Annotated in this window: 26 protein-coding genes; 10 read left to right on the forward strand and 16 right to left on the reverse strand. The window is 72.3% G+C overall.

The features are described from left to right. Window positions 1-7: 7 nt before the first annotated feature. The 7 genes from AC4BG9_RS01030 to AC4BG9_RS01060 are packed head-to-tail and all read right to left on the reverse strand — an operon-like array spanning window position 8 to window position 8433. Window positions 8-781, reverse strand: coding sequence for an ABC transporter ATP-binding protein (locus AC4BG9_RS01030; RefSeq protein ID WP_490569223.1), 774 nt, complete (start codon window positions 779-781; stop codon window positions 8-10). Continuing rightward, complete coding sequence (locus AC4BG9_RS01035; protein ID WP_490569224.1) at window positions 781-1677, reverse strand: ABC transporter permease; 897 nt, start codon at window positions 1675-1677, stop codon at window positions 781-783. Before AC4BG9_RS01035 ends, AC4BG9_RS01030 begins: the two co-directional genes overlap by 1 nt. Beyond that, window positions 1674-3692 carry a glycosyltransferase gene (locus AC4BG9_RS01040; RefSeq protein WP_490569225.1) on the reverse strand — a complete coding sequence of 673 codons (2019 nt, stop codon included), beginning with the start codon at window positions 3690-3692 and terminating at the stop codon, window positions 1674-1676. The genes AC4BG9_RS01035 and AC4BG9_RS01040 overlap by 4 nt, the downstream gene beginning before the upstream one ends. Next, window positions 3689-4909 (reverse strand): UDP-galactopyranose mutase, encoded by a 1221-nt coding sequence (gene glf / locus AC4BG9_RS01045; RefSeq protein ID WP_490569226.1) that lies wholly within the window; start codon window positions 4907-4909, stop codon window positions 3689-3691. Before glf ends, AC4BG9_RS01040 begins: the two co-directional genes overlap by 4 nt. A gap of 37 nt (window positions 4910-4946) precedes the next feature. Further along, window positions 4947-5885, reverse strand: coding sequence for a glycosyltransferase family 2 protein (locus tag AC4BG9_RS01050; RefSeq protein WP_490569227.1), 939 nt, complete (start codon window positions 5883-5885; stop codon window positions 4947-4949). After that, on the reverse strand, window positions 5878-6870 hold the full coding sequence (locus tag AC4BG9_RS01055) for a glycosyltransferase (protein ID WP_490569228.1): 993 nt from the start codon (window positions 6868-6870) through the stop codon (window positions 5878-5880). The genes AC4BG9_RS01050 and AC4BG9_RS01055 overlap by 8 nt, the downstream gene beginning before the upstream one ends. A 48-nt stretch (window positions 6871-6918) precedes the next feature. Beyond that, window positions 6919-8433, reverse strand: coding sequence for an LCP family protein (locus tag AC4BG9_RS01060; protein ID WP_490569229.1), 1515 nt, complete (start codon window positions 8431-8433; stop codon window positions 6919-6921). A 171-nt stretch (window positions 8434-8604) separates the two neighbouring features. On the opposite strand from AC4BG9_RS01060, the gene AC4BG9_RS01065 reads away from it, so the two are divergent. From AC4BG9_RS01065 to AC4BG9_RS01090, 6 genes are all read left to right on the forward strand, one after another. After that, entirely contained in the window at window positions 8605-9852 is a 1248-nt protein-coding gene (locus AC4BG9_RS01065; RefSeq protein WP_490569230.1) for an LCP family protein, read from the forward strand. Continuing rightward, window positions 9849-10745 carry a crotonase/enoyl-CoA hydratase family protein gene (locus tag AC4BG9_RS01070; protein WP_490569231.1) on the forward strand — a complete coding sequence of 299 codons (897 nt, stop codon included), beginning with the start codon at window positions 9849-9851 and terminating at the stop codon, window positions 10743-10745. Before AC4BG9_RS01065 ends, AC4BG9_RS01070 begins: the two co-directional genes overlap by 4 nt. 113 nt (window positions 10746-10858) lie before the next feature. After that, the gene (locus AC4BG9_RS01075) at window positions 10859-12040 is read left to right on the forward strand and encodes an alcohol dehydrogenase catalytic domain-containing protein (protein ID WP_490569232.1); all 1182 of its coding nucleotides are present in this window, start codon (window positions 10859-10861) and stop codon (window positions 12038-12040) included. A 55-nt stretch (window positions 12041-12095) separates the two neighbouring features. Then, the gene (locus AC4BG9_RS01080) at window positions 12096-13067 is read left to right on the forward strand and encodes a TIGR03557 family F420-dependent LLM class oxidoreductase (RefSeq protein WP_490569233.1); all 972 of its coding nucleotides are present in this window, start codon (window positions 12096-12098) and stop codon (window positions 13065-13067) included. Between the two features lie 3 nt (window positions 13068-13070). Next, window positions 13071-14078, forward strand: a complete 1008-nt coding sequence (locus AC4BG9_RS01085) for an NAD-dependent epimerase/dehydratase family protein (RefSeq protein WP_490569234.1) — start codon at window positions 13071-13073, stop codon at window positions 14076-14078. 43 nt (window positions 14079-14121) lie between these two features. Beyond that, a complete protein-coding gene (locus AC4BG9_RS01090) occupies window positions 14122-14811 on the forward strand; it encodes an HAD family hydrolase (protein ID WP_490569235.1) in 690 nt (229 codons plus the stop codon). Window positions 14812-14908: 97 nt separating this feature from the next. On the opposite strand, the gene AC4BG9_RS01095 is transcribed toward AC4BG9_RS01090, so the two are convergent. The 4 genes from AC4BG9_RS01095 to AC4BG9_RS01110 all read right to left on the reverse strand — a co-directional run bounded on the left by AC4BG9_RS01095 (window position 14909) and on the right by AC4BG9_RS01110 (window position 18162). Then, a complete protein-coding gene (locus AC4BG9_RS01095) occupies window positions 14909-15508 on the reverse strand; it encodes a GNAT family protein (RefSeq protein ID WP_490569236.1) in 600 nt (199 codons plus the stop codon). 9 nt (window positions 15509-15517) lie between these two features. Next, window positions 15518-15931 (reverse strand): YccF domain-containing protein, encoded by a 414-nt coding sequence (locus AC4BG9_RS01100; RefSeq protein ID WP_490569237.1) that lies wholly within the window; start codon window positions 15929-15931, stop codon window positions 15518-15520. 75 nt (window positions 15932-16006) lie between these two features. Continuing rightward, entirely contained in the window at window positions 16007-17767 is a 1761-nt protein-coding gene (locus tag AC4BG9_RS01105; RefSeq protein WP_490569238.1) for a DEAD/DEAH box helicase, read from the reverse strand. A 26-nt stretch (window positions 17768-17793) separates the two neighbouring features. Further along, window positions 17794-18162, reverse strand: a complete 369-nt coding sequence (locus tag AC4BG9_RS01110; RefSeq protein ID WP_490569239.1) for a hypothetical protein — start codon at window positions 18160-18162, stop codon at window positions 17794-17796. Window positions 18163-18374: 212 nt separating this feature from the next. Between AC4BG9_RS01110 and AC4BG9_RS01115 the strand changes: the two genes are divergently transcribed. The 3 genes from AC4BG9_RS01115 to AC4BG9_RS01125 are packed head-to-tail and all read left to right on the forward strand — an operon-like array spanning window position 18375 to window position 21094. Then, entirely contained in the window at window positions 18375-18878 is a 504-nt protein-coding gene (locus AC4BG9_RS01115; RefSeq protein ID WP_490569617.1) for a hypothetical protein, read from the forward strand. Next, the gene (locus AC4BG9_RS01120; RefSeq protein WP_490569618.1) at window positions 18785-19576 is read left to right on the forward strand and encodes a phosphotransferase; all 792 of its coding nucleotides are present in this window, start codon (window positions 18785-18787) and stop codon (window positions 19574-19576) included. The genes AC4BG9_RS01115 and AC4BG9_RS01120 overlap by 94 nt, the downstream gene beginning before the upstream one ends. A 51-nt stretch (window positions 19577-19627) precedes the next feature. Beyond that, complete coding sequence (locus AC4BG9_RS01125; protein WP_490569240.1) at window positions 19628-21094, forward strand: AAA family ATPase; 1467 nt, start codon at window positions 19628-19630, stop codon at window positions 21092-21094. Window positions 21095-21327: 233 nt separating this feature from the next. On the opposite strand, the gene AC4BG9_RS01130 is transcribed toward AC4BG9_RS01125, so the two are convergent. The 5 genes from AC4BG9_RS01130 to AC4BG9_RS01150 form a co-directional block, all read right to left on the reverse strand. After that, window positions 21328-21891, reverse strand: a complete 564-nt coding sequence (locus AC4BG9_RS01130) for a hypothetical protein (protein WP_490569241.1) — start codon at window positions 21889-21891, stop codon at window positions 21328-21330. 77 nt (window positions 21892-21968) lie between these two features. After that, window positions 21969-22220: a hypothetical protein gene (locus AC4BG9_RS01135; RefSeq protein WP_490569242.1), complete on the reverse strand. Its 252-nt coding sequence runs from the start codon at window positions 22218-22220 to the stop codon at window positions 21969-21971. A 14-nt stretch (window positions 22221-22234) separates the two neighbouring features. Next, entirely contained in the window at window positions 22235-23020 is a 786-nt protein-coding gene (locus AC4BG9_RS01140) for a YqjF family protein (protein WP_490569243.1), read from the reverse strand. Between the two features lie 53 nt (window positions 23021-23073). Next, on the reverse strand, window positions 23074-25707 hold the full coding sequence (gene hrpB, locus AC4BG9_RS01145) for an ATP-dependent helicase HrpB (protein WP_490569244.1): 2634 nt from the start codon (window positions 25705-25707) through the stop codon (window positions 23074-23076). A gap of 74 nt (window positions 25708-25781) precedes the next feature. Then, window positions 25782-26288 (reverse strand): HNH endonuclease signature motif containing protein, encoded by a 507-nt coding sequence (locus AC4BG9_RS01150; protein ID WP_490569245.1) that lies wholly within the window; start codon window positions 26286-26288, stop codon window positions 25782-25784. A 142-nt stretch (window positions 26289-26430) separates the two neighbouring features. Between AC4BG9_RS01150 and AC4BG9_RS01155 the strand changes: the two genes are divergently transcribed. Continuing rightward, window positions 26431-26577 carry a hypothetical protein gene (locus tag AC4BG9_RS01155; RefSeq protein WP_490569246.1) on the forward strand — a complete coding sequence of 49 codons (147 nt, stop codon included), beginning with the start codon at window positions 26431-26433 and terminating at the stop codon, window positions 26575-26577. Window positions 26578-26630 lie beyond the last annotated feature (53 nt).

Below are 26630 nucleotides of genomic sequence, written 5' to 3' on the forward strand. Positions count from 1 at the left end.
CCTGGGGTCAGATGTCGGCCCCGAGACCGTCGTCCTCGCTGCCGTTCCCGTCCTCGTCGTCGTCGTAGTGCAGGAACTTGATGCCCTCGTCCACGTCCCCGTCGAAGGTCAGGCGGCCCTTGTCGAGCACCAGGACGCGGCTGCAGAGCTTGCGCACCGAGCCGGGGGCGTGGCTGACGTAGAAGATCGTCGTCCCGGCCTTGCGGATCTCGTCCATCTTGTTCTTGCACTTGCGCTTGAAGGGTCGGTCCCCCACCGCCAGCGCCTCGTCGGCGATGAAGATGTCGGAGTCGACGTGGATGGCCACGGCGAAGCCGAGCCGGGCCTTCATGCCCGAGCTGTAGTAGGCGACCGCGGTGTCGAGGAAGCTGCCGAGCTCGGCGAACTCCACGATCTCGTCGAACTTCCGTTGGGTCTCGGCCCGGCTCATCCCCAGGATGGCGGCGTTGAGCAGCAGGTTCTCCCGCCCCGTCAGCTGCATGTCGAACCCGGCACCGGTGGCGATCAGGCCAGCGATCCGACCGCGGGTGAGCACGGTGCCGGCGTCGGGGCGCATCACCCCGCTGATCATCTTCAGCAGCGTTGACTTGCCCGAGCCGTTGAGGCCCATCAGCCCGATCGACTCGCCCTCCGCGACGGTGAAGCTGACGTCCTCCACGGCGTTGAAGACGTCGTGGGTGCGCTGCCCCCGCGCCCGGGCCAGCAGGATCTGCTTCAGGGAGCGGTGGTACTGCATGGTGAAGGACTTGGTCGCGTGGTGGACCTCGATGTAGTTGGTCATCAGAGCCGCTCCGGGACGCGCTTCTCGAACTTGCTGAACCACAGCTGCGCGAGCGCGAGCAGCACCACCGAGACCATCACCATGACCACGCCCCGGGTCCACAGGTCGTCGGGCATGTGCAGGGCCGCGGTGGCCGTCGGGTCGTCGGTCGTACCTGTCCAGAAGCACCGCTGGATGAGCAGCACCGCCTCCGCGACCGGGTTGTAGAGGTAGATCTCAGCGCCGGTCTCGCCGAAGCGGTCCTGCACCAGGGTGAAGGGATAGAGCATCGGCACGCTGAAGGTGACGAACTGGGTCAGCGTCTGGACGACCTTGCTGAAGTCCCGGAAGAAGACGTTGGAGACGCTGAAGAAGAGCGCGAGCGCCAGGCCGAGCAGCAGGATGAGGGCGAAGCCCAGCAGGCCCGCCAGCAGACCCAGGGCGTCGGGACGCCAGCCGGTGAAGAAGCAGGCGATGACCAGGATGAGGAGCATCGGTCCGGTGTGCCAGAGGGAGACCAGCATCCGCGCCACCGGGAAGAGCTCCTTGGGCATGGCCAGCTTGGTGATCAGGCTGCGGTTCATCACCAGTGACTGGGTGCCGCCGGCGAAGGTCTCGGTGAAGAAGTGGACCAGGACCATCCCCGCGAAGAGGTGGATGGCGAAGTTCTCCATCCCGCTGCCGCGCCCGATCATCACCTGGAAGATGAAGTAGAACATCAGGAACCGCACCAGCGGCTGGAGGTAGCTCCAGGCCCAGCCCAGCACCGTGCCCTGGTAGCGCGCCTGCATGGTGTTGCGCACCAGCATCCCGAGCAGGTAGCGCTGGCGGAAGACCTCGAGGAGCCCGGAGCGCGCCGCCGGCGGGGCCAGCGGCGGCAGGTCGGGGCGTGCGGAGTCGACTTCTGCGTCGGTCATCGCGGCGTCGGGGCGAAGGTCTGCCCCTCCTCGCTGCTCCACGGCTCGAAGGTCTTCTCCCACTGCTCGGGGGACGTCACCTCCGCCAGGGCGGCCTGGTACTCCGCGGCCAGCCGGGGCCACTCGCGGTAGAGCCGCGCGTGGATCTCCACGGTCCGGCGGAGCAGGTCGCGGTAGAGCTCCGGGTCGCGCCGGTAGAGCGCCACCGACGTGCCGTCGTTCATCGACACCACCGCGGAGTCGTACTTGACCAGGTTGAACCAGGCGGCGTCCAGCGCGGTCAGCTCGGCCTCCGGGTGACGACGCGCCATCTCCCGCACCGGGCGCAGCTGGCGGATCGGGGCGAGGCCGGCCTGGATCAGCGCGCTGATCCGGCCCGGGATCTCGATGTCGCTCTTGCCCTTCTTCGGGGGCTTCTTGCGGCGCACCGGGGGCAGCTCGTCGCGATCGGCGTGCAGCTGGGCGTCGCTGAACTGCTTGCGGAAGGCGTTGACCTCGGCCAGCTTGGTCGGCAGGTCCTCGTGGAGCCGGTGGGGGCCGGCCAGCACGTCCTCCAGCGCCCGGTGGCGCAGCTCGGCGGTGGAGTACTGCAACGAGGCCAGGTGCTTGACCTGGTGGTTGAAGCTCTCCCGCACCATCCGGCCGCCACGGTCGTAGGGCGAGTGCAGCAGGGCAGCCACGAAGCGGTTGCGCTGGTGGAAGTAGGCCTGCCAGTCGACGCCGTCGTTCTTGTCCGACCACGGCACGTGCCACACAGCCGCGCCGGGGAAGGTCACCGTCGGGTAGCCGGCCGCCTTGGCGCGCAGGCCGAACTCGGAGTCGTCCCACTTGATGAAGAGCGGCAGGGAGAGGCCGACCTCCTCCAGCACCTGACGCGGGATGAGGCACATGAACCAGCCGTTGAAGTCGACGTCGGCCCGCTTGTGGAGCCACCGCGAGGAGCGCAGGTTCCGGGCGGCGAAGTCCCAGTCGCTGTAGCCGTCGAGCCGGGTCTGCCACCAGAAGCGCCACGGCTGGATGATCTCGCCGAAGGAGTGGAGCCGGGAGCGGCTGTAGATGTTGAACATGTGCCCGCCGACGATGGTGGGGCGCTTGGCGAGGTCGGCGAACGTGATGGCCCGCATGATGCCCTCGGGCTCACAGACGACGTCGTCGTCCATCATCAGCGAGTAGGTCGCGGTGCCCTTGCGGATCGACTCCAGCTGGCCGCGGGCGTAGCCGCCGGACCCGCCGAGGTTGCCCTGCACGATCACGCGCAGCTTCTCCCCCAGCTCCTTCTCCGCGGCCGGGAAGAACTCCGAGTCGGTGACCGGCTTGGTGCCCTGCTCCATCACCAGCACGGTGTCGAGGTAGGGGCGCAGCACCTCGTCGTCGGCGAGCTGGCCGATCAGCTTGGCGCAGAAGTCGGGCCGGTTCATCGTGGTGATGCAGATGTCGGTGGTGCCGTGCTCGGCGCGGTCGTCCGGGACCTCGGCGCTCCACTCGGCGGACTCCACGACCGCCTCGTCGTCGCCGGCGATGACGTCGTACCAGTACCAGCCACCGTCGACGAACGGCGCGAGGGTCAGGTCGAAGGAGTAGGTCGAGGCGCCCTCGGACTGCGTCACGGTGACCGAGTCGACGCGCTGGGAGTGACCGCGGGCCATGGACTTGTAGACGGTCAGCATCGCCCCGCGACCGCGCAGCCGCACGGTGAGGGTGACCCGGTCGACCACGGTCCACCGGCGCCAGTAGGAGGCCGGGAAGGCGTTGAAGTAGGTGCCGAACGAGATCGACTGCCCGCTGGGGACCTGCAGCGAGGTGCGGGAGCGGATCTGCTCGGGGTGGAGCGCGCGACCGGTCGACGTCGACTGGCGGATCACCGCGTTGTTGAGGTCCTTGGCGGCCTTGTTGCCGCCGACCTCGTGCCGGTCGGTGTCGAGCCGCGCCTCCTCCAGGTCGACGTAGAGGGGGAAGACCCCGGGGTCCCTGTCCAGCGGGAAGATCTGCCGCTGGAGCAGCCTGGTGGTGGTCATTCGTCCACTCCTCCGCTCTTGAGCTCCGCCCCGTCGGCGAAGTGAGGCTTGAGCTTGTTGTCGTACATGGAGAGCGCAGCCCCGATGGCCATGTGCATGTCGAGGTACTTGTAGGTGCCGAGGCGGCCGCCGAAGAGGACCATCGGCTCGGCCTTGGCCAGCTCGCGGTACTTCAGCAGGATCGCCCGGTCCTCGGCGGTGTTGACCGGGTAGTAGGGCTCATCGCCCTCCTCGGCGAAGCGGCTGTACTCGTGGACCACGATGGTCTTGCCGGCCAGGTGCTTGCGCTCGGGGTGGAGGTGCTTGAACTCCAGCACCCGGGTCCACGGCACGTCGGCGTCGTTGGCGTTGACCACGCCGGTGCCCTGGTAGTCGTCGACGTCCAGGGTCTCCTGCTCGAGGTCGATGGTGCGCCAGGACAGGCGACCCTCACAGTTGCCGAAGTACTCGTCGACGGGGCCGGTGTAGACGATCGGCACCTTGCCCTTGTAGTCGCCCGCGTCGAAGTCGTCGGTCACCTCGAAGAAGTCGGTGTTGAGCCGGACCTCGATGTTGGGGTGCTCGGCCATCCGGGTCAACCAGGCGGTGTAGCCGTCGACCGGGAGGCCCTCGTAGGTGTCGTTGAAGTAGCGGTTGTCGAAGGTGTAGCGGACCGGGAGGCGCGTGATGATGTCGGCGCTCAGCTCCTTGGGGTCGGTCTGCCACTGCTTGGCGGTGTAGCCCTTGACGAACGCCTCGTAGAGGGGCCGGCCGATCAGGGAGATCGCCTTCTCCTCGAGGTTGGTGGCGTCCTCGGTGGCGATCTCGCTGGCCTGCTCGGCGATCAGCGCCCGCGCCTCGTCGGGCGTGTGGGACTTGCCGAAGAACTGGTTGATCAGCCCCAGGTTCATCGGGAAGGAATAGACCTGTCCCTGGAACTTGGCGAAGACCCGGTGCTGGTAGGAGGTGAAGTCGGTGAACCGGTTGACGTACTCCCAGACCCGGCGGTTGGAGGTGTGGAAGAGGTGGGTGCCGTACTTGTGCACCTCGATCCCGGTCTCCTCGTCGAACTCGCTGTAGGCGTTGCCGCCCAGGTGGCTGCGACGCTCCACCACGAGCACCTTGAGCCCCAGGTCGGTGGCACACCGCTCGGCGATGGTGAGGCCGAAGAACCCGGAGCCGACGACCACCAGGTCGGGACGGTCGCGGCGCTCGGTCGACGGGTCGAACTCGGTCAAAGGGTGCTCCTCAGCATCTCGGCAAGCGGCCATGAGTCTAGCCACGGGTGGGGTCGGAGCCCGGCACCGTGCGCATGCCCCGGGCATCGCGGATGGCGCGGATCACGTTCCGGGCCTCCGCCCTGCCCCCGCGCACCGGGCTCAGCAGCGCGACGGCCAGGGCGACCAGGTAGGGCTTGGCGCGCACCGCGGCGTTGGAGCCGTAGCGGAAGTGCACCGCGAAGAGGTTGCGGTACATGAAGTAGCCCTTCCAGCCGGCGAGGTCGTGCTGCTGGTTGAAGTCGAGCTGGCGCACCAGCACCGCGTCCCGGACCGCCACGATGGGGAAGCCCGCCCGCCGGGCCCGCAGGGCGTAGTCGACGTCGTCGTAGAAGATGAAGAAGGACGGGTCGGGCAGGCCGATGGCGTCGACCACCTCGCGGCTGACCATGAAACCCTCGAAGGCGACGTTCTCCACCGGCACCACCGGCGGCATCTGCGCCCGGGTGGCGTAGGTCGAGTCCACGCTGGCCGTCTTGGGGCGCACCGCGAGCGGGTTGTCCAGGTCGAAGCGGATGGCCGCCTTCTCCACCAGGGCGCCCGACAGGTCCTCACGGACCGCCATCAGGCACGGCTCGGGGCGGGCCAGCAGCACGGCCAGGCAGTCCGGGGCGGGCACCACGTCGTCGTCCATCAGCCAGATCCGGTCGTGGCCGGCCTCGTGGGCCGCTCGGGTCCCGGCGTGGAAGCCGCCCGCTCCCCCGAGGTTCTCGGTCATGGTGAGCACGGTCAGCGGCAGGTCGGTGCGCCCGGCGAGCACGGCGGCGGTGTGGTCGGTGCTGGCGTTGTCGACCACCACCACCTCGGCGGGGCGCACGGTCTGCGCCGCCAGCCCGTCGAGCATCCGGGCCAGCAGGTCGGCGCGGTTGTAGGTCACCACCACCACGGCCGCGCCGGGCAGGCACCCGCCCGGCCCGTCGGCGTGCGGCTCAGTCATCGAGGAACCTCCGGTGCCCGGAGAAGTCGCCCCGGAGGCCGTCGCGCATCGCGCCGGCGCTCAGTCTCAGCCGCCCCAGGTCGCGTCGGGTGAGCAGGTAGAACCACACGGTCTTCACCACGAAGGCGCCCGCATGGGCCCAGCCGCGGTAGTCGCGCAGGTTGACCAGGTTGTTGCGCGCCATGCAGTAGTGCTTGAGGTCGCTGGGGCTGTGGTTGTAGGTGGTCCGGCCGAACATCATCGGCGTGCCCAGCTCGCCGACGGCCGGGTGGCGCACCACCGCGTCGGTCACCGTGGCCACCCGGGCGCCGTCCCGCTCCGCGCGCAGCCGGTACTCGTGGTCGTCGCCCCAGATGAAGAACTCCTCGCGCGGCAGGCCGATCCGCGTCACCAGCTCGCTGGTCACCAGCACCCCGTTGAAGGGGATGACCACGTCGCGGATCAGCCCGTCGCGGGCGGCGGCGCGCACGTCGTCGAGGCGTCGTACGACGCGGGTGCCGCCGGGCAGCCTGATCGGGAAGACCAGCCGCTGGGGGTCCTCCTCGTCGACGACGAGCGGACCCCAGAAGTCGAGCTCCCCGTCGCGGCGCAGCAGCAGCTCGAGGCAGTCGGGGTCGGGCAGCCCGTCGTCGTCCATCAACCACACCAGCCGGGCCCCCTCGGCGACGGCCCACTCCAGGCCGTCGTGGAAGCCGCCGGCGCCGCCGCGGTTGGTGGCGCTGGTGCGGTACCGCAGCACCGGGCCGGCGCCGGGGGTGCGTGCTCCCCCGGCCTGGTCGGCCTGGTCGGCCTCGTCAGCCGCGTCGGCCTCGCCGGCCAGCCACTGGGCGGTGCCGTCGGTCGAGGCGTTGTCCAGGACCAGGACCTGGTCCAGGCCGTCGACCTCCCGCAGCCGGGCCACCAGGCGGCGCAGCAGCGTCAGGCGGTTGAAGGTCACCACGACCGCCACCACGCCGTGCCGCCCTGAGGCCTTCTCCTGGGTCACGGCCCACACCCTAGGCGGGGGTCGCGACCCCGTCCGAGCCGGGACCGCTCAACAGGCAGAACCGAGGTCCTCGGCCTGGTTGGCGGCGTAGCCGGTGTTCAGAGAGCCCACCGAGCCGCCGGTCACCGGCGGCGGGGCCGGCGGCGCCGGGGCCGCCTGCTCGGGGGCCTCCTGCTCCGGGGTCCCCTGCTCCGGGGCGGCCTCGACCACCGACTCCGGCTCCGGCGCGGGCGCGGGCTTGATCCCCTCGGCCCTCTCCAGGGCCGAGGTCACGGTGGCGTGCACCAGGTCGATGTCGGGCGCGGCGGTGTTGATCAGCGGCGGGACGAGCGAGACGGTCGACATCTTCTCCGAGCGCGCCTTGAGGGCGAGGGCCAGGAAGCGGTCGACCTCGCTCGTCGGCACGTTGGTCGAGACCATGTCGCTGCCGGCCTTGGCGATGGCCTCGAAGTTGCGCAGCGCCTGGTCGGGGCTGATCTGCTGGAGCATCGCGTTCATCACGCACTTCTGCCGCGCCATCCGCGAGTAGTCGTCGGAGCCGTGCCTGGCCCGGGCGAACCAGAGGGTGTCCTGGCCGTTCAGCTTCTTCACGCCCGGCTCGATGTAGTGGAAGTAGGACTCGTGCGGCAGCCCGACCGGGATCCGGGACCGCACGTTGAGGGTCACTCCGCCGGTGGCGTCGACCAGGTCCTTGAAGCCCTGGAGGTTGACCATCGCCCAGTAGTTGACGTCCAGCCCGGTGATCCCCTCGACGGCGGAGACGGTCGCGTCGATGCCGGGGGTCTCGGAGTCGCCGAAGAGCTCGGGGTTGTCCTGGGCCCAGGTGCTCACGCCGTTGAGGTAGCAGCCGTCGCAGTCGAAGCCCTGCGGGAACTGCTTCGCCATCGGCGACCCTTCCTTGAAGGGGAAGTTGGCCATGTTGCGGGGCAGGCCGACCAGCACGGTGCGCCCGGTCTCCTCGTCGATGCTGGCCACCGTCAGCGAGTCGGGACGCAGGCCCCAGCGGCCCTCGCCGGAGTCGCCGCCGAGCAGCAGCACGTTGTAGCGCCCGTCGTGGGCGTCGACGACCTCGCCGTCGCCGAACATCGTGACCAGGAACTCCCGCTGCACCCCGACCAGGTGCGCGCCGAAGAGCAGCGTCCCGGCGACCGAGAAGCAGAGCACGCCGTTGACCCCGACGACGGCGAGGCGGTGGTTCTGGAGCAGCGTCAGCGGCTGTCCCAGCCGCCAGGCGTCGACGAAGAGCACCGCCCACCCGACGGCCAGGAGCATCAGCGCCAGGCGCAGCGCGCCCAGCAGCAGCGTGTTGGAGACCGCCCAGAAGGCGAAGGGGTGCCACAGCACCGAGAGCAGCAGGGCCAGCGCCCCGAGCCCGAGCAGGCCGATCCACACGCGCAGGGCGATCCAGCCGATGCGGCGGTTGCCCGCGACCAGCTGCGCGGAGCCGGGCACCAGCAGGGTCATCAGCATCAACGAGACCGCGCGCCGGAACCGGACGCGGGCGGCGCGGTCCCCGACGCCGGGAGCACGGACGCCGGTGGGGGGCGGGAGGGGCGACGACATCGGGGCGGACCTCACTGCTGGGGAAGGGCTGGGGAAGGGCCGGGGAAGGGCCGACAGATCCGCTCTCAGTATCACCAGTCACACCGGTCACAGGCGTCAAGACCGCGGCCCCGGCGTGTCCGAGGGCACCGGCACCCCCTGCCTCCCCGGCTACCCGGTAGTTTCGGCCCCATGGCTGAGCGACCCCGGGGAAAGGGGCGCCCCGAGGAGGGCACCCCCGAGTACCAATGGCTCTACGGATCCAAGGGCCCCTTGTCCTCCGACGACGCGACCCGCGCGGTCCCGCGCCCCTCGGACCGGGGGCGCGCAGCGACGCCCGCCGACGACGCCGACAGGACCCGGATGATGCCGGCGAGCACACCCCGCCGGACGACGTCCTCGACTCCCCCGCCGGCGGCCCCTCCGGCCGGGCCGCCCCCATCCGGCCGGGAGCGGCGCGGCGGTCGCGGGCCCCGAGGACCCCGGCGCCCCCGGCTCGGGGTCTTCCGGGTGGTCCGCTGGGTGCTGCTGCTGTGGCTGGTCTTCCTGGTCGCGGTGCCGTTCTGGGCGTGGTCGAAGGTGACCAAGGTCGACGCCGACCCGGGCGGTGAGCGCCCCGCCGAGCAGCCCGGGACGACGTACCTGCTGGTCGGCAGCGACTCGCGCGGCGACCTGACCGAGGAGCAGCGCCGCGAGCTCGGCACCGGTGGCGCGACCAGCCGGCTCGCCGACACCATCATGCTGCTGCACACCGGCGACGGCCCCAACCTGCTGATGTCCATCCCCCGTGACTCCAACGTCGAGATCCCCGGGCGTGGCACCTCCAAGATCAACGCCGCCTACGCGTGGGGCGGGCCGAAGCTGCTGACCCGCACCATCGAGGAGAACACCGGGATCCGGATCGACCACTACGTCGAGGTGGGCTTCGGCGGCTTCGTCGACATGGTCGACGCCGTCGGGGGCGTGGAGATCTGCCCGGAGAGCGCCATGCAGGACAAGGACGCCAACCTCGACATCGAGGCCGGCTGCCAGGAGGCCGACGGCAAGACCGCCCTCGGCTACGCCCGCTCGCGCAAGACCTCCGCCGACCTCGGCGACATCAAGCGGGCCGAGCACCAGCGCGAGGTCGTCGCGGCGGTGGGTGGCAAGGCCCTGTCCCCGTGGAGCGTCCTCAACCCGCTGCGCTACTACGGGCTCTCCACGGCCACCGCGGAGTCGTTCCGGGTCGGCGAGGGCAGCAGCCCGCTGGCCATCGCGCAGTTCGGTCTGGCCATGACGAAGGTCGACGGCGAGAGCGGCCTGACCTGCGGCATCCCGATCCGCGACCTGGCCGTCACCTGGGACCCCGAGCGCTCGCAGCGGCTCTTCACCCACATCATCGAGGACGACACCGAGTCGGTCCCCGCCGAGCTCTGCACCCCCTCGGGGCTCCAGCGGTGACCGGCGCCTCGGCGGGTGCCACCTCCTTCGAGACCCTCACGGTCGAGCTGGACGAGCACGGCGTCGCCCTGCTGACCCTCGACCGGCCCGAGGCGCTCAACTCCTTCACCGTCACCATGGCTGCCGAGCTGGAGCACTTCTTCACCGCCGCCGCGCTCGACGACGAGGTCAGGGCGGTGGTGGTCACCGGGGCCGGCCGGGCGTTCTGCGCCGGGATGGACCTGAGCGCCGAGGGCAACGTCTTCGGCCTCGACGAGTCGCTGGACCCCACGCCCGAGGAGCTGCGCGAGCGGTTCGACGACGAGGAGTGGGCCGCCGGCGTCCGCGACACCGGCGGCAAGGTGACCCTGGCGATGCACGCCTGCCCCAAGCCCGTGCTGGCGGCGATCAACGGGGCCGCGGTCGGCATCGGCGCCACCATGACGCTGGCCGCCGACCTCCGGCTGGCCTCCACCCGGGCCCGCATCGGCTTCGTCTTCGGCCGGCTGGGCATCGTCCCGGAGGCCTGCTCCACCTGGTTCCTCCCCCGGATCGTCGGGGTCCAGCAGGCGCTGGAGTGGATCTACTCGGCCGAGATCCTCACCGCCGAGCAGGCGCACGCCGGCCGGCTGGTGCGCTCCGTGCACGAGCCGGACGCCCTGGTGCCGGCGGCGCTGGAGCTGGCGCGTTCCTTCGTGGTCGACCGCTCGCCGGTCGCGCTGGCGCTGGCCAAGCAGCTCCTCTACGCCGGCAGCGCGGCCCCGCAGCCGCTCGAGGCCCACCTGGCCGACTCGCTGGCCATGTTCCACACCAGCGTCGGCGACGGCAAGGAGGGCGTCGCCGCCTTCCGGGAGAAGCGCGCGCCGCGCTTCACCGGCCGTGCCTCGCAGCTGCCGCGGATCTTCGAGGGCTAGCGCGTACCGGTCGGGGGCCCCGCGCGCATCCGAGGCCCTCACGCATCCCCGCCCGTACCGCGGGTACGTCATCTGGGACGACGTACGCACCACGGACGCGAGGAGCAGTTTCGATGAAGGCAGTCACCTGGCAGGGCACCGAGGACATCCGGGTCGAGGAGGTGCCGGACCCCAGGATCGAGGAGCCCACCGACGCGATCATCAAGGTCACCTCCACCGGCCTGTGCGGCTCCGACCTCCACCTCTACCAGCCGCTGTCGCCCTTCATGACGCCCGGCGACGTGGTCGGTCACGAGCCGATGGGCATCGTGGAGGAGGTCGGCAGCGAGGTCGGCAACCTCCAGGTCGGCGACCGGGTGGTGGTCCCCTTCCAGATCGCCTGCGGCCACTGCTGGATGTGCGAGCGCCAGCTCTTCACCCAGTGCGAGACCACCCAGGTCCGCGAGTACGGCTCCGGCGCCGAGCTCTACGGCTACAGCAAGCTCTACGGCTCGGTGCCCGGCGGCCAGGCCGAGCTGCTGCGGGTGCGCCAGGCGCAGTTCTCCCCGATCAAGGTGCCGCACGGTCCCGCGGACGACCGGTTCCTCTTCCTCTCCGACGTGGCCCCCACCGCGTGGCAGGCTGTCGCCTACGCCGACGTCCCCGACGGTGGCACCCTGCTGGTCCTGGGCCTGGGGCCGATCGGCCTGATGTCGGCCCGGATCGGCATCCACCTGGGCCTGCGGGTGATCGGCGTCGACCGGGTGCCGGAGCGGCTGGCCCGGGCCGCGGCGGCCGGCGCCGAGATCCTCGACATGGACGCCGTCGACGACATCGCCGAGGAGGTCCGCTCGCGGACCTCGGGCCGCGGCGCCGACTCGGTGGTCGACGCGGTCGGGATGGAGGCGCACGGCTCGCCGGTAGCCGAGATGAGCCAGAAGGCGCTGGGGCTGCTCCCCCGCAAGCTGGCCGCGAGCCTGATGCAGCGCGTCGGCGTCGACCGGGCCGCGGCGATCACCACCGCGCTGGACGCGGTGCGCCGCGGCGGCACGGTCTCGCTGAGCGGGGTCTACGGCGGCCAGACCCAGCCGCTGCCGCTGATGGACATGTTCGACAAGCAGCTCCAGCTGCGGATGGGCCAGGCCAACGTGCGCCGCTGGCTCGACGACCTGATGCCGCTGGCCCTCGACGACGCCGACCCGCTCGGGCTCGAGCACTTCGCCAGCCACCACCTGCCGCTGGACGCCGCACCCCAGGCCTACAAGGACTTCCAAACCAAGGCCGACGGCACGTTCAAGGTGGTCTTCCAGCCCTGAGCGCGCACCCCGCACCTGGCCGCATGGCGGCCGGGTGCGGGGGTACGGGTCGGCCATGCACATCGGATACACCCTCATGACCGAGCAGGCCTCCCCCTCCGACCTGGTCCGCCACGCCGGGCTCGCCGAGCAGGCGGGCTTCGACTTCGAGGTGATGAGCGACCACTACTTCCCCTGGCTCGACGAGCAGGGCCACTCGGGGTATGCCTGGGCGATGCTCGGCGCGGTCACGCAGGTGACCAGCCGCGTCGAGCTGATGACCTACGTGACCTGCCCGACCTTCCGCTACCACCCCGCGGTGGTGGCCCAGAAGGCCGCCACGGTGCAGCTGCTCTCCGGCGGCCGGTTCACCCTCGGTGTCGGCTCCGGGGAGAACCTCAACGAGCACGTGGTGGGTCAGGCCTGGCCCGCGGTCGACGTCCGGCACGAGATGCTGGTCGAGGCCCTGGAGATCATCAACGCGCTCTTCGACGGCGGCTACGTCACCCACCACGGGGTCCACTTCGACGTCGAGTCCGCCAAGCTCTGGGACCTCCCCGAGACCCGGGTGCCGATCGGCGCCGCGATCTCCGGCAACCAGTCCATCGAGCTGCTCGCTCCCCTGGTCGACCACATGATCACCACGGAGCCGACCGGCGAGCTGGTGGCGAAGTGGGACGGCGCGGGCGCCCGCGGGACGCGCAAGATCGGCCAGATGCCCATCTGCTTCGACCGCGACAAGGACGCCGCCGTGCAGCGCGCCCACGAGCAGTTCCGCTGGTTCGGCGGCGGCTGGAAGGTCAACGCCGAGCTGCCCGGCACCGCCGGCTTCGCCGGGGCGAGCCAGTTCGTCCGCCCCGAGGACGTCGCGGAGTCGATCCCCTGCGGAGACGACGTGGGCGCGGTGGTGGAGGCCGCGGCCGCGTGGCGTGAGGCCGGCTTCACCGACCTGGCGCTGATCCAGGTCGGCGGCGACCACCAGGAGGAGTTCCTCGAGTGGGCCGAGTCCGACCTGCTCCCCGCGCTCCGCGACGGCCAGGCGGGCTGAGCGGTGGACGTCGTCGTCACCGGGGCCACCGGCAACATCGGCACCGCCGTCGTCGACCGCCTCCTGGCCGACCCCGACGTCACCCGGGTGCGGGGGCTCGCCCGGCGCCTCCCGGTCACCGAGGAGGGCAAGCGGCCCGGCGAGCGGATCGAGTGGCACCAGGCCGACGTCCGCTCCGACGACCTCGCCGGCCTCTTCCACGGGGCCGGCTGCGTGATCCACCTGGCCTGGATGTTCAACCCCACCCACCGCCCGGAGACCACCTGGGAGACCAACGCCGTCGGCACCGCCCGGGTGCTCGCCGCGGTCGCCGCGGCGCGGGTGCCCCAGGTGGTCGCCGCCTCCTCGATCGCGGCCTACTCGCCCCGGGTCGACCTCACCCCGGTCGACGAGTCCTGGCCGACGCACGGCACCTCCGCGGCGTCGTACTGCCGGGAGAAGGCCTACGTCGAGCGGCTGCTCGACGCCGCCGAGGCCGGCACCGACGCCACCGTGGCCCGGTTGCGCCCCGCCTTCGTCTTCCAGCGCCGCGCCGCCTCGGAGCAGCGACGCATCTTCGGCGGCCCGCTCGCGCCGCAGCGGCTGGTGAGGCCCTCGCTGGTCCCGGTGCTGCCGTTCCCCACCGACGTGCCGTTCCAGGCCATCCACGCCCTCGACCTGGCCGACGCGGTCGCCCGCATCGTCGTCCGCCGCGCGGCCGGACCCTTCAACCTCGCCGCTCCCGACGTGGTCGAGGCCGCCGACCTGGCGGCCGTCTTCGAGGCCAGGCACGTGCCCGTCCCCAAGGCGGTGCTGCGCGGACTGATCGCCGGCGGGTGGAAGGCCCGGGCCCTCCCGGCCGACCCGCGGCTCTGGGACGCCCTGAGCCGCCTGCCGGTGATGTCGACCGAGCGGGCCCGCCGCGAGCTGGAGTGGCAGCCGCGGCTCACCGGCCCCGAGGCGGTCGGCGACCTGGTCGCGGGGATGGCCGACGGCGCCGGCTTCGGCACCCCTCCCCTGCACGCCTCCTGACCGCACGCCTCCCGACCGCACGCCTCCCGACCGGAAAGGCACCATGACCGACACTGCCCCGTCCGAGACTCCCCTGCAGGTCGACACGGTCGTCCTCGACATCGACGGCACCCTGCTCGACTCCAACTACCACCACACGGTCGCCTGGGTGCGGGCCTTCGCCCGCCTCGGCCACGACGTGCCGGCGTGGCGGATCCACCGGCAGATCGGCAAGGGCGGTGACCGGCTCGTCACGGCCGCCGCCGGCCAGCGGGTCGAGGACGCCGACGGCGACGCGGTGCGGAAGGCGTGGGAGGAGGAGTTCGACGCGATCATCGAGCAGACCACCCTGCTGCCGGGCGCCCGCGACCTGCTCCAGGCGCTGCGCCAGCGTGGGTTCACGGTGGTGCTGGCCAGCTCGGCCATCCCCCGGCACGCCGAGCACGCCACCGCGCTGCTGGACGCCAACGACCTCGTCGACGCCACCACCACCGCCGAGGACGCCGAGGAGACCAAGCCCGACCCCGAGCTGCTGGACGTGGCGATCGACAAGGTGGCGGGCAGCCGCGCCGTCATGGTCGGTGACTCGGTGTGGGACGTGGAGGCCGCCAACGCCCGCGACCTGCCGACCATCGGCGTGCTCAGCGGGGGCTTCTCCCGCGCGGAGCTGGAGGCGGCCGGGGCCCGGGTGGTGGTCGAGGACGTCGCCGAGCTGGTCGACCGGCTCGACGAGCTGCTCCGCCCCGCGGACTGAGCGGTCCCCGAAGCCGTCCGTGCCCTGCGAGGAGCTGGAGGCCCCCGGGGCGGTGCGGACTGACGCCCACCGGCCCGCGATCAGAGGGAGGGCAGGGTCACGCCGACGGTCCCCCCGCCAGTCGGCGCCGCACCACGCGCCGCCGCAGCGTGGGCGTGGCGACCACCTCGTAGCCGGCCTCGAGGAAGACCTGCAGCAGGCCGACCGACGCCTCGTCCCAGATCACCGACTTCCCCGGCGGGGGCTCGATCGGGTAGCCCTCCAGGACGTGCGCGCCGACCTGCTCGCCGTACTCGACCGTGGCCGCGGCGAGCTCGTAGGTCAGCCCGGACTTCCGCCGGCCCGGGCGGACGACGAAGCAGGTCACCGACCAGACGCCCTCCAGCTCGGGGTCCATCCGCATCCACGGCTGCTTGCGGCTCCACAGCCGGGGGTAGTTCTCCCGCTGCTCGACCGCCACCCAGCCGGCGGGCTCGCCGTCGACGTAGCCGATCAGCCCCGACGTCGGACCGCTGGTGCCGCAGCCGGTCTGCTCGACCAGCGCGGCGTCCCGCTGCTCCTGGGTGGTGTCCCGCCAGATCCAGCCCGGCACCTTCCACGTCTGGCAGCGGCACTTGGCCGGCCCACCCGTGGCGAAGACGGCCTCGACGTCCTCGGGCGCGGCCCGGTTGGCGGGGAGCCAGGTGAAGTCAGCCATGTCGCGAGCCTAGGAGCGCACGGGGACGCCGTACGGGTCCCGCGAGACCGCGTCCAACGGCACCACGTCGCGTCCCAGCGGCAGCAGCGAGAGCGGCACCATCTTCCAGCAGGCCACGCCGAACGGGATGCCGACGACGGTGACGCAGAGCAGCAGGCCGGCGACCAGGTGCGCCAGGGCCAGCTCCCAGCCGAAGAAGATCACCCAGAGCACGTTCCCGATCAGCGAGCCGAGGCCGGCCTGCTGCTTCCACACCACCGTGCGGCCGAACGGCCAGAGCACGAAGCCGGCGAGCCGGAACGACGCGATGCCGAACGGGATGGTGATGATCAGGATGCAGGCGACGACGCCCGCGACCAGGTAGCCGAGCGCCAGCCACCAGCCGGCGAGGAGGAGCCACAGGACGTTCCCGATGGTGCGCATGCCTCCACTCTGGCACGCCGAGCCCTGCCCTGGAACGCAGAGCGATGTCTGGCTGGGACAGGACCTCCTGACTCGTCAGGCGCCGTCCTCGGTGAGGGTCGTGGCGGGGAGCCAGTCGGCGCCGAGGAGCTCGGCGAGGTCGGCGAGGCCGCTGGTGTCGCTGCCCACCGTGTCGGAGGCCGCGGCGATCCGCTCGACCATCACCTTGCCGACCTGCTCCTCCACGGTGCCCTCGGCGTAGGCGATGTGCCACGGCGAGACCTGGTGGTCGCGGTGGGTGCGCCCGGTGACCTGCCGTCCGGCGATGCCGGAGAAGCGGGCCTGGTGGAAGACCCCGACCCGCGGCTCGGTGCTGGCCTGCCGGCCGTCGGCGAGGGTCTCGCCGGCGTGCAGGCTGATCGAGGCGACGGTGGTGAAGACGCAGACCTTCGCCTCGCCGGTCTGGAACCGCAGCCGCTCGGCCTCGGGGTCGAACCGGTCACGGCCGTAGATCGTGGCGACCTCGATGCCCGAGTCGCGCAGCCGGTCGGCGATCGGGTCGGCGGCGGTCGCGACGAACTCCACCGAGCACGCCACCTGCCGCTCGGCCTGGACCTGCTGGGCGATCCAGGCGACCGTCGAGTCGACGCGGATCAGCCCGGCCTTCTGCCGGAACCGCAGCAGCGCGGCCCGGCCCTTGGCGACGTTGCGGCCGCGGCGGGCGATCTCCATCTCCCGGCAGAACTCCCCCCACTCCGCCTCGTACGCCGTCCGCTCGGCCGGGGTGAGGGCCACCGGCATCCCGGAGATCGGCACCGGTCCCCACGGGGCGGCCCGGTGCAGCATCGCCTGCGGCCGGACGTCGGTGAGCCAGCCGCGGACCAGCTTGAGGTCCGCGGCACGCCGCGCCGGGTCGCTCGTCCACGTCGCGCCGTAGCGGCCGTGCTCGACGCCGATGCCGTGGCGTTCGAGGGCCTCGGCGAAGGTGGCGGCGGGTTGGGCCACGGAAGTCCACTGCTTCATCGGCTCACCGAGCACCTGGGCGTAGGCCGGGGCGAGGTAGGGCAGCTCGAGCGGGGTGTGCCCGGGCGTCGCCGTGGTGGCGATGACGAACGGCGCCTTGTCGTGGGCCTTGCCGTGCCCGGAGATCCTCGCCCACAGCTTCCACCGCTTGGTCGTCGTCCGCCGCAGCGCGTGCGCCTCGTCGGCGATGATCACGTCCCAGGTGTGGTCGGTGACCTTGTCGAGCCGGTCCCAGGTGATCACCACCCAGTCCAGGCCGCCGTCGCCCAGCGCCGTGATCGTCCGGCACCAGTGACCGATGGTGATCGCGGCGGGCCGGTCGGCGACCACCAGCACCCGGCTCGCGCCCCGCAGGTCGCCCACCGCGGTGGCGCCGAGGACGGCCGAGATCGTCTTGCCCACCCCCGGCTCGTCGGCCAGCAGGAAGAGCCGTCCACCGGCGGCGGCCCGCTCGGCGATCGCGTCGGCCGCCTCGAACTGGATCTGCCGGGGCTCGAGCGCGTCGGTCGGCTCGGGGTTGGGCCTCGGGTCGTCGGGGTTGAGGGTGTTCTCCAGGAACCGGCCCAGCGTGTACGGGCCCGGGGCGTACGGCGCGAGGTGCGCGGGCAGCGCGCGGCCGACGTAGAGGTGCATCTTGACCGCCGGGTGCCAGGAGGCGTCGTCGACCTGGGTCCCGTAGGGGACGTCGAGCACCCACAGCCGCTCCCCCGGCCCGGCGGTCGGCAGCGGTCGTTGCGCCTGTCGTACGCCACCACGCCGCGCGGAGCTGCGCCCGCGGGTGCTGGGTCGACGGGTGCTGGGTCGACGGGTGCTGGGTCGACGGGTGCTGGCCACCCGAGGACGCTACCCGGGCCCGGGGCCTACGGCTCCCACGGCACGTCGACGATGCCGACGAACCGGCTGCCGACGCCCGGGTACTCCGCACGCACCGCCCCCGGGAGCGGTGGCGGCAGGTCCGAGGGCAGGTGGTGCTCACAGGCGAGATGGGTGAACGTCGGCCACCACTTCTTCGGCCGGGCCATCTCGGTGAACCCGCACACGCTGCACTCCAGCTCGACCCACACGGCCTTCTTGCCGGTCCGGTTGGCGCGCGACTGGACGAGCCACGGTGGCGGGTTCTCCTCGATCTCACGCAGCTGGGCTTCGGTGAGCTTCGGGGGCAGGCCGTGGCGGGTGGCCATCTCGGCGGGGATGTCCAGGCGCTGGGCGGCCTCTCGACGGGTGATCATCGCGCTCCACGATAGCCAGTGGTCGGAGCACGACTGACGACTCGCTTGCGGAATCCTCGTGCTGCGCCGACGTCACGGACCCGGCGCGTGGGGTGCTTCCGGCGGGTGAGGTCGTGGTCGAGGCGTGGCTGGAAGTCCATTGGTCCGCCTTCAGGGGCACCGCCTTCGGGGACGCTGATCGGGAGAGGTCGGCGACGCGGTTGCTGACGATGATGGCGGGACCGTTCGCGGAGCGAGGTCGCTCGCTGGCGGCCCTCGATCCAGAGGGCCGCATGGTCGCCGTCGCGGGCGTCTGGTCGGCAGGACGCGGCCGTCCCGGGCTGATCGAGCCCATGGGCACCCACCGCGACCATCGCGGGCAGGGCTACGGCGCTGCCGTCTGCGAGGCCGCAGCCTCCGCCTGGGGAGATTCACTCCGCTTTGATGCTGAGCTACCGGCGCTTGTCCGCTCGTCGCCGCTTGAACCAGTCGACGAGGGCGAAGACGCCGCGACCGGTGCTCAGCACCGGCCCGGTCCGGTCTCGAGGTGCCGGGTCCTCGTGGGCGTGGCGATAGTGTCCCCGGGGTGGAAGAACGGCTCGCGGCCCTCAGCCCCGAACAGCGTCGACTTCTGCGCGAGTGGCTGCCGGGCCTCCGGGTCGTCCGCGAGCACAGCTGGGGGCTCATCGAGACCCACGTGTTCGAGCTCGAGGTCCGCTCCGCCCGCTACATCGTGAAGGCCGGCGGCCCGAGCAACCACCACGTCGGACGTGAGCTCGATGCCCACGAGAGGTGGCTGTCTGGGTGGACGTCCTCGGGACGCGCACCGCGTCTGGTCGCCGCCGACCGGGCCGCGAACATCCTGGTCACGGAGTACCTGCCCGGCGAGCTCGTCCTCGGGACGCCCGCGCAGTGGGACCCGGGCACCTTCCGTCAGGCGGGCGCCCTCCTGGCGGCATTCCACGCGCAGGCCAGGACCACCGACGACGAGTACGAGGCTCGGGAGAACGCCAAGGTCTTGCGCAACCTCGACGAGCCGCACCGCATCGCGCCCGACGTGGAGGAGACGCTGCGAGCGGTCATCGACTCATGGCCCACCGAGCCGGCGGTGGTCGTCCCCACGCACGGCGACTGGAGCCCGCGCAACTGGCTGATCGACGCAGGAACCGTCCGGCTCATCGACTTCGGCCGTGCCGCCCTACGGCCCCCCGTGACTGACTGGCTCCGGCTCTCGTTCCGGGACTTCCGGGACGACCCCGCCCGCGAGTGGGCTTTCGTGGAGGGCTACGGCTCCGACCCCCGCGACTCGCACACCTGGTCCAGGGAGAGACTGCGGGAGGCCGTCAACACGGCAGTCTGGGCGTACCGCGTCGGCGACGAGAAGTTCGAGTCTGAGGGACATGAGTGGATCGGCAGGGTGCTGGAGAGCGTATGAGTGTGCTCAAAGTCCGTCGCCCCGGCGAGCCGGATGCCCTAGCCTCCCGGGATGTCATTCTCCGTGTTCGTCGGGGCCCCTGGCCACGGCCAGGCCACCGTCGACGACCAGGCTCCTGAGCTCGCCGACGTACGTCGCTACGGGCAGCACCTCGTCCGCCGGTTCGTGTCCGTCGCGCGAGCCGCCGACCAGCCCACCTTCCGGAGCCTGCTCACCGACCACCTGGGGCTGAGCGTGCACGACCTGCCGGTGACCCTGGAGCGGTGGCCGGCCTACGAGCAGGTCAACGTCCAGGGGGCCCTGGACGTGGTGCTGGCCGAGCACGAGGCTGACGCCCGGGTCGTCGGGGTCTCCGGTCACCGCCACCACGGCCCCTTCGGGATCGCCGACCTGCTGGGGAACGAGCCCCACTTCGGGGGCCCACGGCCCGGGAACGTCACCAGGACGGCGCTGCCCAGCGGCCCTGGCGGGCAGACACGCGAGTGCCTGAGCGTCGCGGTCATCCTGCTCGGCACCGGCGAGGACCGGATAGCGCTCCTGCTCCGCGGTCCCGACCCGGAGAGCGGCCTCGCCGAGGTGACCCTGGAGATCATCGCCGTGCGCGCCGAGATCGCCGAGGAGCTCGGGCTGCGGCTGCGCCGGCTCGCGCTCGAGCGCAACGTCTACCGCGGGCACGTGGTCTCGTTCGGGCGGGACATGTTCGGCGAGCGGTTCTCGGCGCTGCGCTTCCGGGAGCGCCCGAGGATGGCGCGCGAAGAGCTGATCCTGCCCGCGGCCACCTTCGAGGACCTGCGCCGGCAGGTCGTCGGCGTGGCCCGGAACCGGGAGCGGCTCCGGGCGGCCGGGCAGCACCTCAAGCGAGGCATGCTGCTCTACGGACCGCCCGGGGTCGGCAAGACGCACTCGGTGCGCTACCTGATCAGCGAGCTGACCGACACCACGGTCGTCGAGCTGACGGGCGAGACCCTGCACGGGATCCGGGAGGCGTGCTCGGTGGCCCGCGCCCTCCAGCCCGCGATGATCGTGGTCGAGGACGTGGACCTGATCGCGGAGGAGCGCAGCCACTACGGCGGCGAGACGCCGTTGCTGTTCACCCTGCTCAACGAGATGGACGGTCTCGACGAGGACGCCGACGTGATCTTCCTGCTGACCACGAACCGGGCCGACCTGCTCGAGCCGGCCCTCGCCTCGCGGCCGGGCCGCGTCGACCAGGCGGTGCACGTGGAGCTGCCGGACCGGGAGTCCCGACGCCGCCTGGTCGAGCTCTACCGAGGGGGCCTGGACGTCGACCTGGGTCGGATCGACGACGTCCTCGACCGCACCGACGGGGTCACGGCGTCCTTCCTCAAGGAGCTGCTGCGCCGCGCGGCGGTGGTGGCGGCCGACCGGGACGAGCAGGACGCCGACGCGTCGCTGCGGGTCACCGCCGACGACCTGGACGCCGCGCTCGACGACCTGCTGGACACGCGCAACCAGATGACCCGCGCGGTGCTCGGCTACCGGGAGCAGGAGGACTGAGGAGGACCACCGGACCCCGCGTCCCGTGTCGAGGACGTCGTTCGCCCAGGACGTGGCGCGGCCGCTGGTTGCGCACACCCGCGCGTTGCAGCGGACCACCGCGGCCACCGAGGCGATCCACCAGGCACGAGCGGTGGTTGGCCCCGGAGAGCTTCGACGCCGACGGTCGCCAGCGCCGACGGCTCTGCGAGCTCTGGGGCTGCCGGCGCCACCCCGCCCGCACGGCGCACCGGTCAGCAGGGGTAGACCAAGGCTTGGCCGTCGGCGCTCCCGATGGGTCCCTGTCCCTGGACCCTCACCGACTCACCGTCCCACCTCAGGTCGGCGACACCTTCGGAGAACGGCTTCCCGCCCCCGGTCACGAACTCCCCCACCCGACGGGCGAGACCCGTGGTCCCGCGGAGCAGGTAGAAGGCACCGCCGCCGGACTTGAAGAAGGCGTGCTCCGCCACCACGACCCGACAGCCCTGCGGCGAAGTGGCGGGCGGCAGGGTGTAGGTGAGGAACGCGGCGGCCGAGGCGGTGCTGAGCAGTCCCGCGACCAGCACCAGCACGGTGACGAGCAGGGTCCCCCGCGGTGCGCCCGGGGCGCCCCTACGACGAGCGAGGCGGCGGGTCGCCAGGGCGGCGACGGCCAGGAGCACCGCCAGCGCAGAGAGCGGGACGACGACCTCCAGCACGACCAGGAGGAATCCGAGCTGAGGCAGCAGGAGGCACCCGACACCGCAGCAGGCGAGGACGAGCTCCCGTGACCTCCACGAGCGCTCCTGGTCGGCATGAGCCGTGGCGTCCCCCATGCCGGGAGCATTCCATGCGCACGCCCGACCGGCTTCTCCTCGCGGGTGACGCTGGGACGACCCGCCTGGGACGGCGTTCACTCTGACGCGCTCGCGCGGGAGAGGCGTACCTCTTCGATGTCGAGCCGTGCCTGCACCCGGCGCAGCACGATGTCGTCGATCCGCCGTTCGTCGCGCAGCGCCAGCAGCGCTTCGCGTCGCCGCGCGAGGAGAGCGAGGGAGAGGCTGGTGTGCTGGTCGTCGTGCCGCACCAGCGGGTGGCTGTCGGCCCCGGCGGCCGCCAGCAGCCGGCGTTGGGCGGCCAGCTCACGGCGTACCCGCTCGACCACCTTCTCGGACGGGTCTAGCCGACGACCGCGGGTCGGCCCAGCCGAACCTTCTGCACCCCGTCGGAGTAGTGCACGAGCGCCGGCTCGCCCAGGTCGGGCAGGCCGACGGAGCGGACGAGGTTCTGGTCCAGTGACCGCAGGCTCGCCTCGCGCAGGGGCCACGGCTCGTGCTCGACGGGCGTGACCAGTAGGCGACCGAGGTGACGGGTGTAGGCGCGCCAACGACCGGTCACCCAGATGTCGAGGTCCGAGGGCACGACGGCCTCCCCCGGTTCGACCTGGAGCCGGAAGGCCACGGGAGAGCGCCTCCGGGAGCCCGTGTAGGTGACTGAGCGCTCGTCCCGGTCGACCGACATCCGGGCGGCGTGGTACGGAGCCCCGACCGCCGCTCGGACGGCGGCCGCGACGGCGGCACTGCCGACGTCGATGGACAGGAACCACAAGCCGTCACGTCCGTCGGGTCCCCTCACGTACGTCCTGAGGTTGGTCTCCGGCGTGCTCGTCACGTCGGCCAGGCGGGGGAACCTCGTCGATCCCGGAAGACGGAGGTCGCCCGGGAGATCGGGAAGACCCAGGGGGCGCATGTTGCCCATCACGAACGGGGTCAGGCCCACCCACGCGGACCCGTCGTAGACGTCGACCTCCAACCCGGAGGGAAGCAGCGCCTGGACCGACTCCGGGGCGACGCGCCAGTGGACGAACGTGAGCGCCTCCCACGAGGTCCGCAGCAGCGGGACGGAGACGTGGTGCTCGGTGGTGGGAGTGACCATGACGCGGAGCTCCTCCTTCTCGACGCCCATGAGCGTCGAGTGGTACGGCGGCCGGGACCGTCGAGGCTAGTGGCTCTCAGCGCTCACCGTCGGGGTCTGTTCGGCCGTGCGGTGGCCGGCGCGCTGCGTGGGTCCTCGGGCCAGGCGTGCTTGGGATAGCGCCCGCGCAGGTCGGCACGCACGCTCGGATAGCCGTTGTCCCAGAAGGACTCCAGGTCTGCCGTGACGGCGGCCGGACGCCGAGCGGGTGAGAGCAGGTGCAGGAGCAGCGGGACCCGGCCGTCCGCCAGGACGGGCACGTCGGTCCAGCCGAAGACCTCCTGCAGCCGGACGGCGAGCACCGGCTGCTCGTGGCCGTAGTCGATCCGCACGCTCGACCCGCTGGGGACCTCCACGCGTTCGGGGGCCAGCTCGTCGAGCCGGCCCGCCTGCGGCCACGGCACCAGGCTCCGCAGCGCCGCGCCGACGTCGATGCGGCGCAGGTCCGCCGCCGAGCGGACCCGCGCCAGCTGGGGCCCCAACCACGACTCGAGGTGCTGCGTCAGCGCCTCCTCGCTCACGTCGGGCCACGGGTCGCCGAGAGCACGGTGCAGGAAGGCGAGGCGGGCGCGCAGCGCCGTGGCCGACTCCGACCAGCTGAGGAGACCGATCCCCTCGCCCCTCAGGGCCTCGCGGATGGCGTCGGTCACCGCCTGCACCGGTGGGTCGCTGAGCGGGACGGAACCCAGCTCGATCGCCCCCAGCAACGTACGTCGGCGTGCCAGCACCCGCCCGCCGGTCCAGGAGACCTCGTCCACCTCGGTCCACCGGGACCCCGCCGCCTCCAGCGCCAGGTCCTCGGTGAGTGGGGCTGCTGCCCGGATCCGGGCGTCACGCTGGCCTGCCCGCCGCTCCGCGTCACCGACCGCGAGCCACTCCAGGCCGACCAACGGCCCGGGGTCACGCGGATCGAGCGCCGCGCCCGTCCCGGACGTCATCAGGTAGCTCGAGGCGCCGGCGCGCTTGCGGGCGATCCGGTCCGGGTGCGCCAGGGCCACCACCAGCCCGACGGCCACGTCATCGGTCAGCGCTCGGGCGCCACCCTGCTTGTCGCCACCCTGCTGCTCGCCACCCTGCTGCTGCACGATCGCCTCCAGCCGGGAGACCTGGGTGCGCCACGACCCGGCACGTCGATCAGCGCGCAGCGACCGGAGGGCAGCCACCAGGTCTCCGCCGGGGGCACGCACGTCCTCGCTGAGCATCGCGACCACCTCGGCGGCCCGCCTGGCCCCGACCAGAGGTGCCCCGTCGATCAGGGCCCGCGCCAGCCGCGGGTCGGCCGGCACGCCGGCGATCACCCGCCCCCGCGGGGTGGCCCTCCCGTCCTCGGTCATCGCCCCGAGGTCCACCAGCACGTCCTTGGCAGCCGACAGCGCGTGCGCCGGCGGCTGGTCGAGCAGCGCCAGGTCACGCACGTCGCGGCTCCCCCAGCACGCCACCTCCAGGGCGAAGGCCGTCAGGTCGGCGGTGGCGATCTCGGGCTCCGGGTGGGCGGCCAGGTGCGCGTGCTCCGCCTCCGACCAGCAGCGCAGCACGGCGCCCGGCCCCAACCGTCCGGCCCGCCCCGCTCGCTGCTCGGCCGCCGCCCGGCTCACCGCGACGGTCACCAGCGACGCCAGCCCGCGACGGTGGTCGGTGCGCGGCTCGCGGGAGAACCCGGCATCCACCACCACACGGACCCCCGGCACCGTGAGCGACGACTCGGCCACGGCGGTCGAGACGACCACCCGTCGCCCCGGTCCCTCGCGCAGCGCCCGGTCCTGCTCGGCGGCGGAGAGACGTCCGTGCAGGGCGTGCACGGCCGCGTCCACGCCGGCCAGGCGACGTACGGTCGCCCCGACCTCCGCGACCCCCGGCACGAAGACCAGCACGTCACCCTCGTGCTCGGCGAGCGCGCGACGCACCGTCGCCGCGACGTGGTCGTGGCAGGCCGGGGTGATCCCGCGGTCGTCGGTACGGCGCATCCCCGCGGGCAGCGGGCACCAGACCACCCGCACCGGGTGCAAGGCGCCCGGGACGCGGACCACCGGCGCGGCTCGGCCTTCTGCTGGTGCAGGGTCGGACCCCGCGTGAGCGTGACCTCCCAGCAGGGTGGCCGTCCGTTCGGCCTCGACGGTCGCCGACATCGCCACCAGGGCCAGGTCGTCTCGCAGGTTGGCCCGGACGTCGATGAGCAGCGCCAGGGTCAGGTCGGCGTCGAGGTGTCGCTCGTGCACCTCGTCGAGGACCACGGCGCCGACGCCGCCCAGCTCGGGATCGCGCTGGATCCGCCGGAGCAGCAGTCCGGTGGTGACGACCTCGACCCGGGTGCGCCCGCTGGTGCGCCGGTCCCCACGGACGGCGTACCCGACCGTCTCCCCCACCGGCTCGCCGAGGAGCTGTGCCAGTCGACGGGCGGCGGCGCGAGCCGCGATGCGGCTGGGCTGGGTGACGACGACCCGCCCGGTGACCACGTCGGCGACCGCAGGTGGGACCAAGGTCGTCTTGCCGGTGCCGGGCGGTGCCTGGACCACCGCGACCCCGCTGGTCCGGAGCGCCTCGACGAGGACGGCCAGGCCCGCCGCGACCGGGAGGTCGGGCGGTGCGGCGAGCAGGTCGCGCAGCGGGTCGGACACTCCTGGAGTGTGCCGGACGTGCCCGGACGGGGTGGTCGTAGGCCCTGCCTTGCCCCACACCATCGGGTCCGCGTCGCGGACGGCACCTGGCGCAGGAGGAACTGGTCACGACGGCGTTGAACCCGTGCTTGGTCCTCCTAGGTCCGGCGGTGGAACCGGATGTCGCCGTCGGCGTGACGTCGGGTGGCGTAGCCGGGGTCGTGGGCGCGGTGGTGGTGCCAGGGGCAGAGGAGGACGAGCTCCTCGAGGTCGCTGCGGCCGCCGCCGGCCCAGGGGTCGGGGCCGCCGTGGTGGGCCTCGCACCAGGTCGCGGGCACCGAGCAGCCGGTGGTCTGGCAGGTGTGGTGCTTGAGCATGTGGGCGTCGCGTTGAGCGGAGGTGAAGAACCGGGTGGCCCTCCCCATGTCCAACGGCACCCCGGTGCTGTCGAGCACGACGGGGATGATGTCGCCCTGGCAGGCCAGCCGCCGCACGTTGTGGGCGGTGACCTCGGTGAGGTCCTCACCGTTGGTGAGGATCTGCCCGGTGCCGGTGAGGTCACGCAGCTTCTCGTAGTCGATCGTGACGAGGACCTTGGTGGCGGCGCCGCCGTGGGCGGGGATCCGCTTCGGGTCGGCGGCCTCGAGGAACGCGCAGAACGCCATCCCGTGCAACCGCTCCTGCGGCAACCGCCTCCCGGTGGCCGGATCGACGTGGGCGAAGGGGTGCAACCCGGTGGCGGCGCCGGATGGTGAGCCGGGTCGCGGCGTTGGCGCGTTGCTCGGCGCGTTCCAGCAGCCTGCGCTCGTGCTCCTCGCAGGTCTCGGGGGCGACGGTGTGCAGGATCTTCGCCCCGAGGGCCTCGAGCTCGCGGGGGTTGAACCGGGCGCAGGCGTCCACGAGATGCGGCTCCGCGCTCGCAAGGACGTCGGCGGGTACTTCTTCGCCGGGTAGCGGGTCGGTGATCAGGTCGTCGAGGGCCTTCACGATCACCCGGGCCTGGGGCA

The sequence above is a fragment of the Nocardioides sp. Z40_12 genome (genome assembly GCF_058215795.1).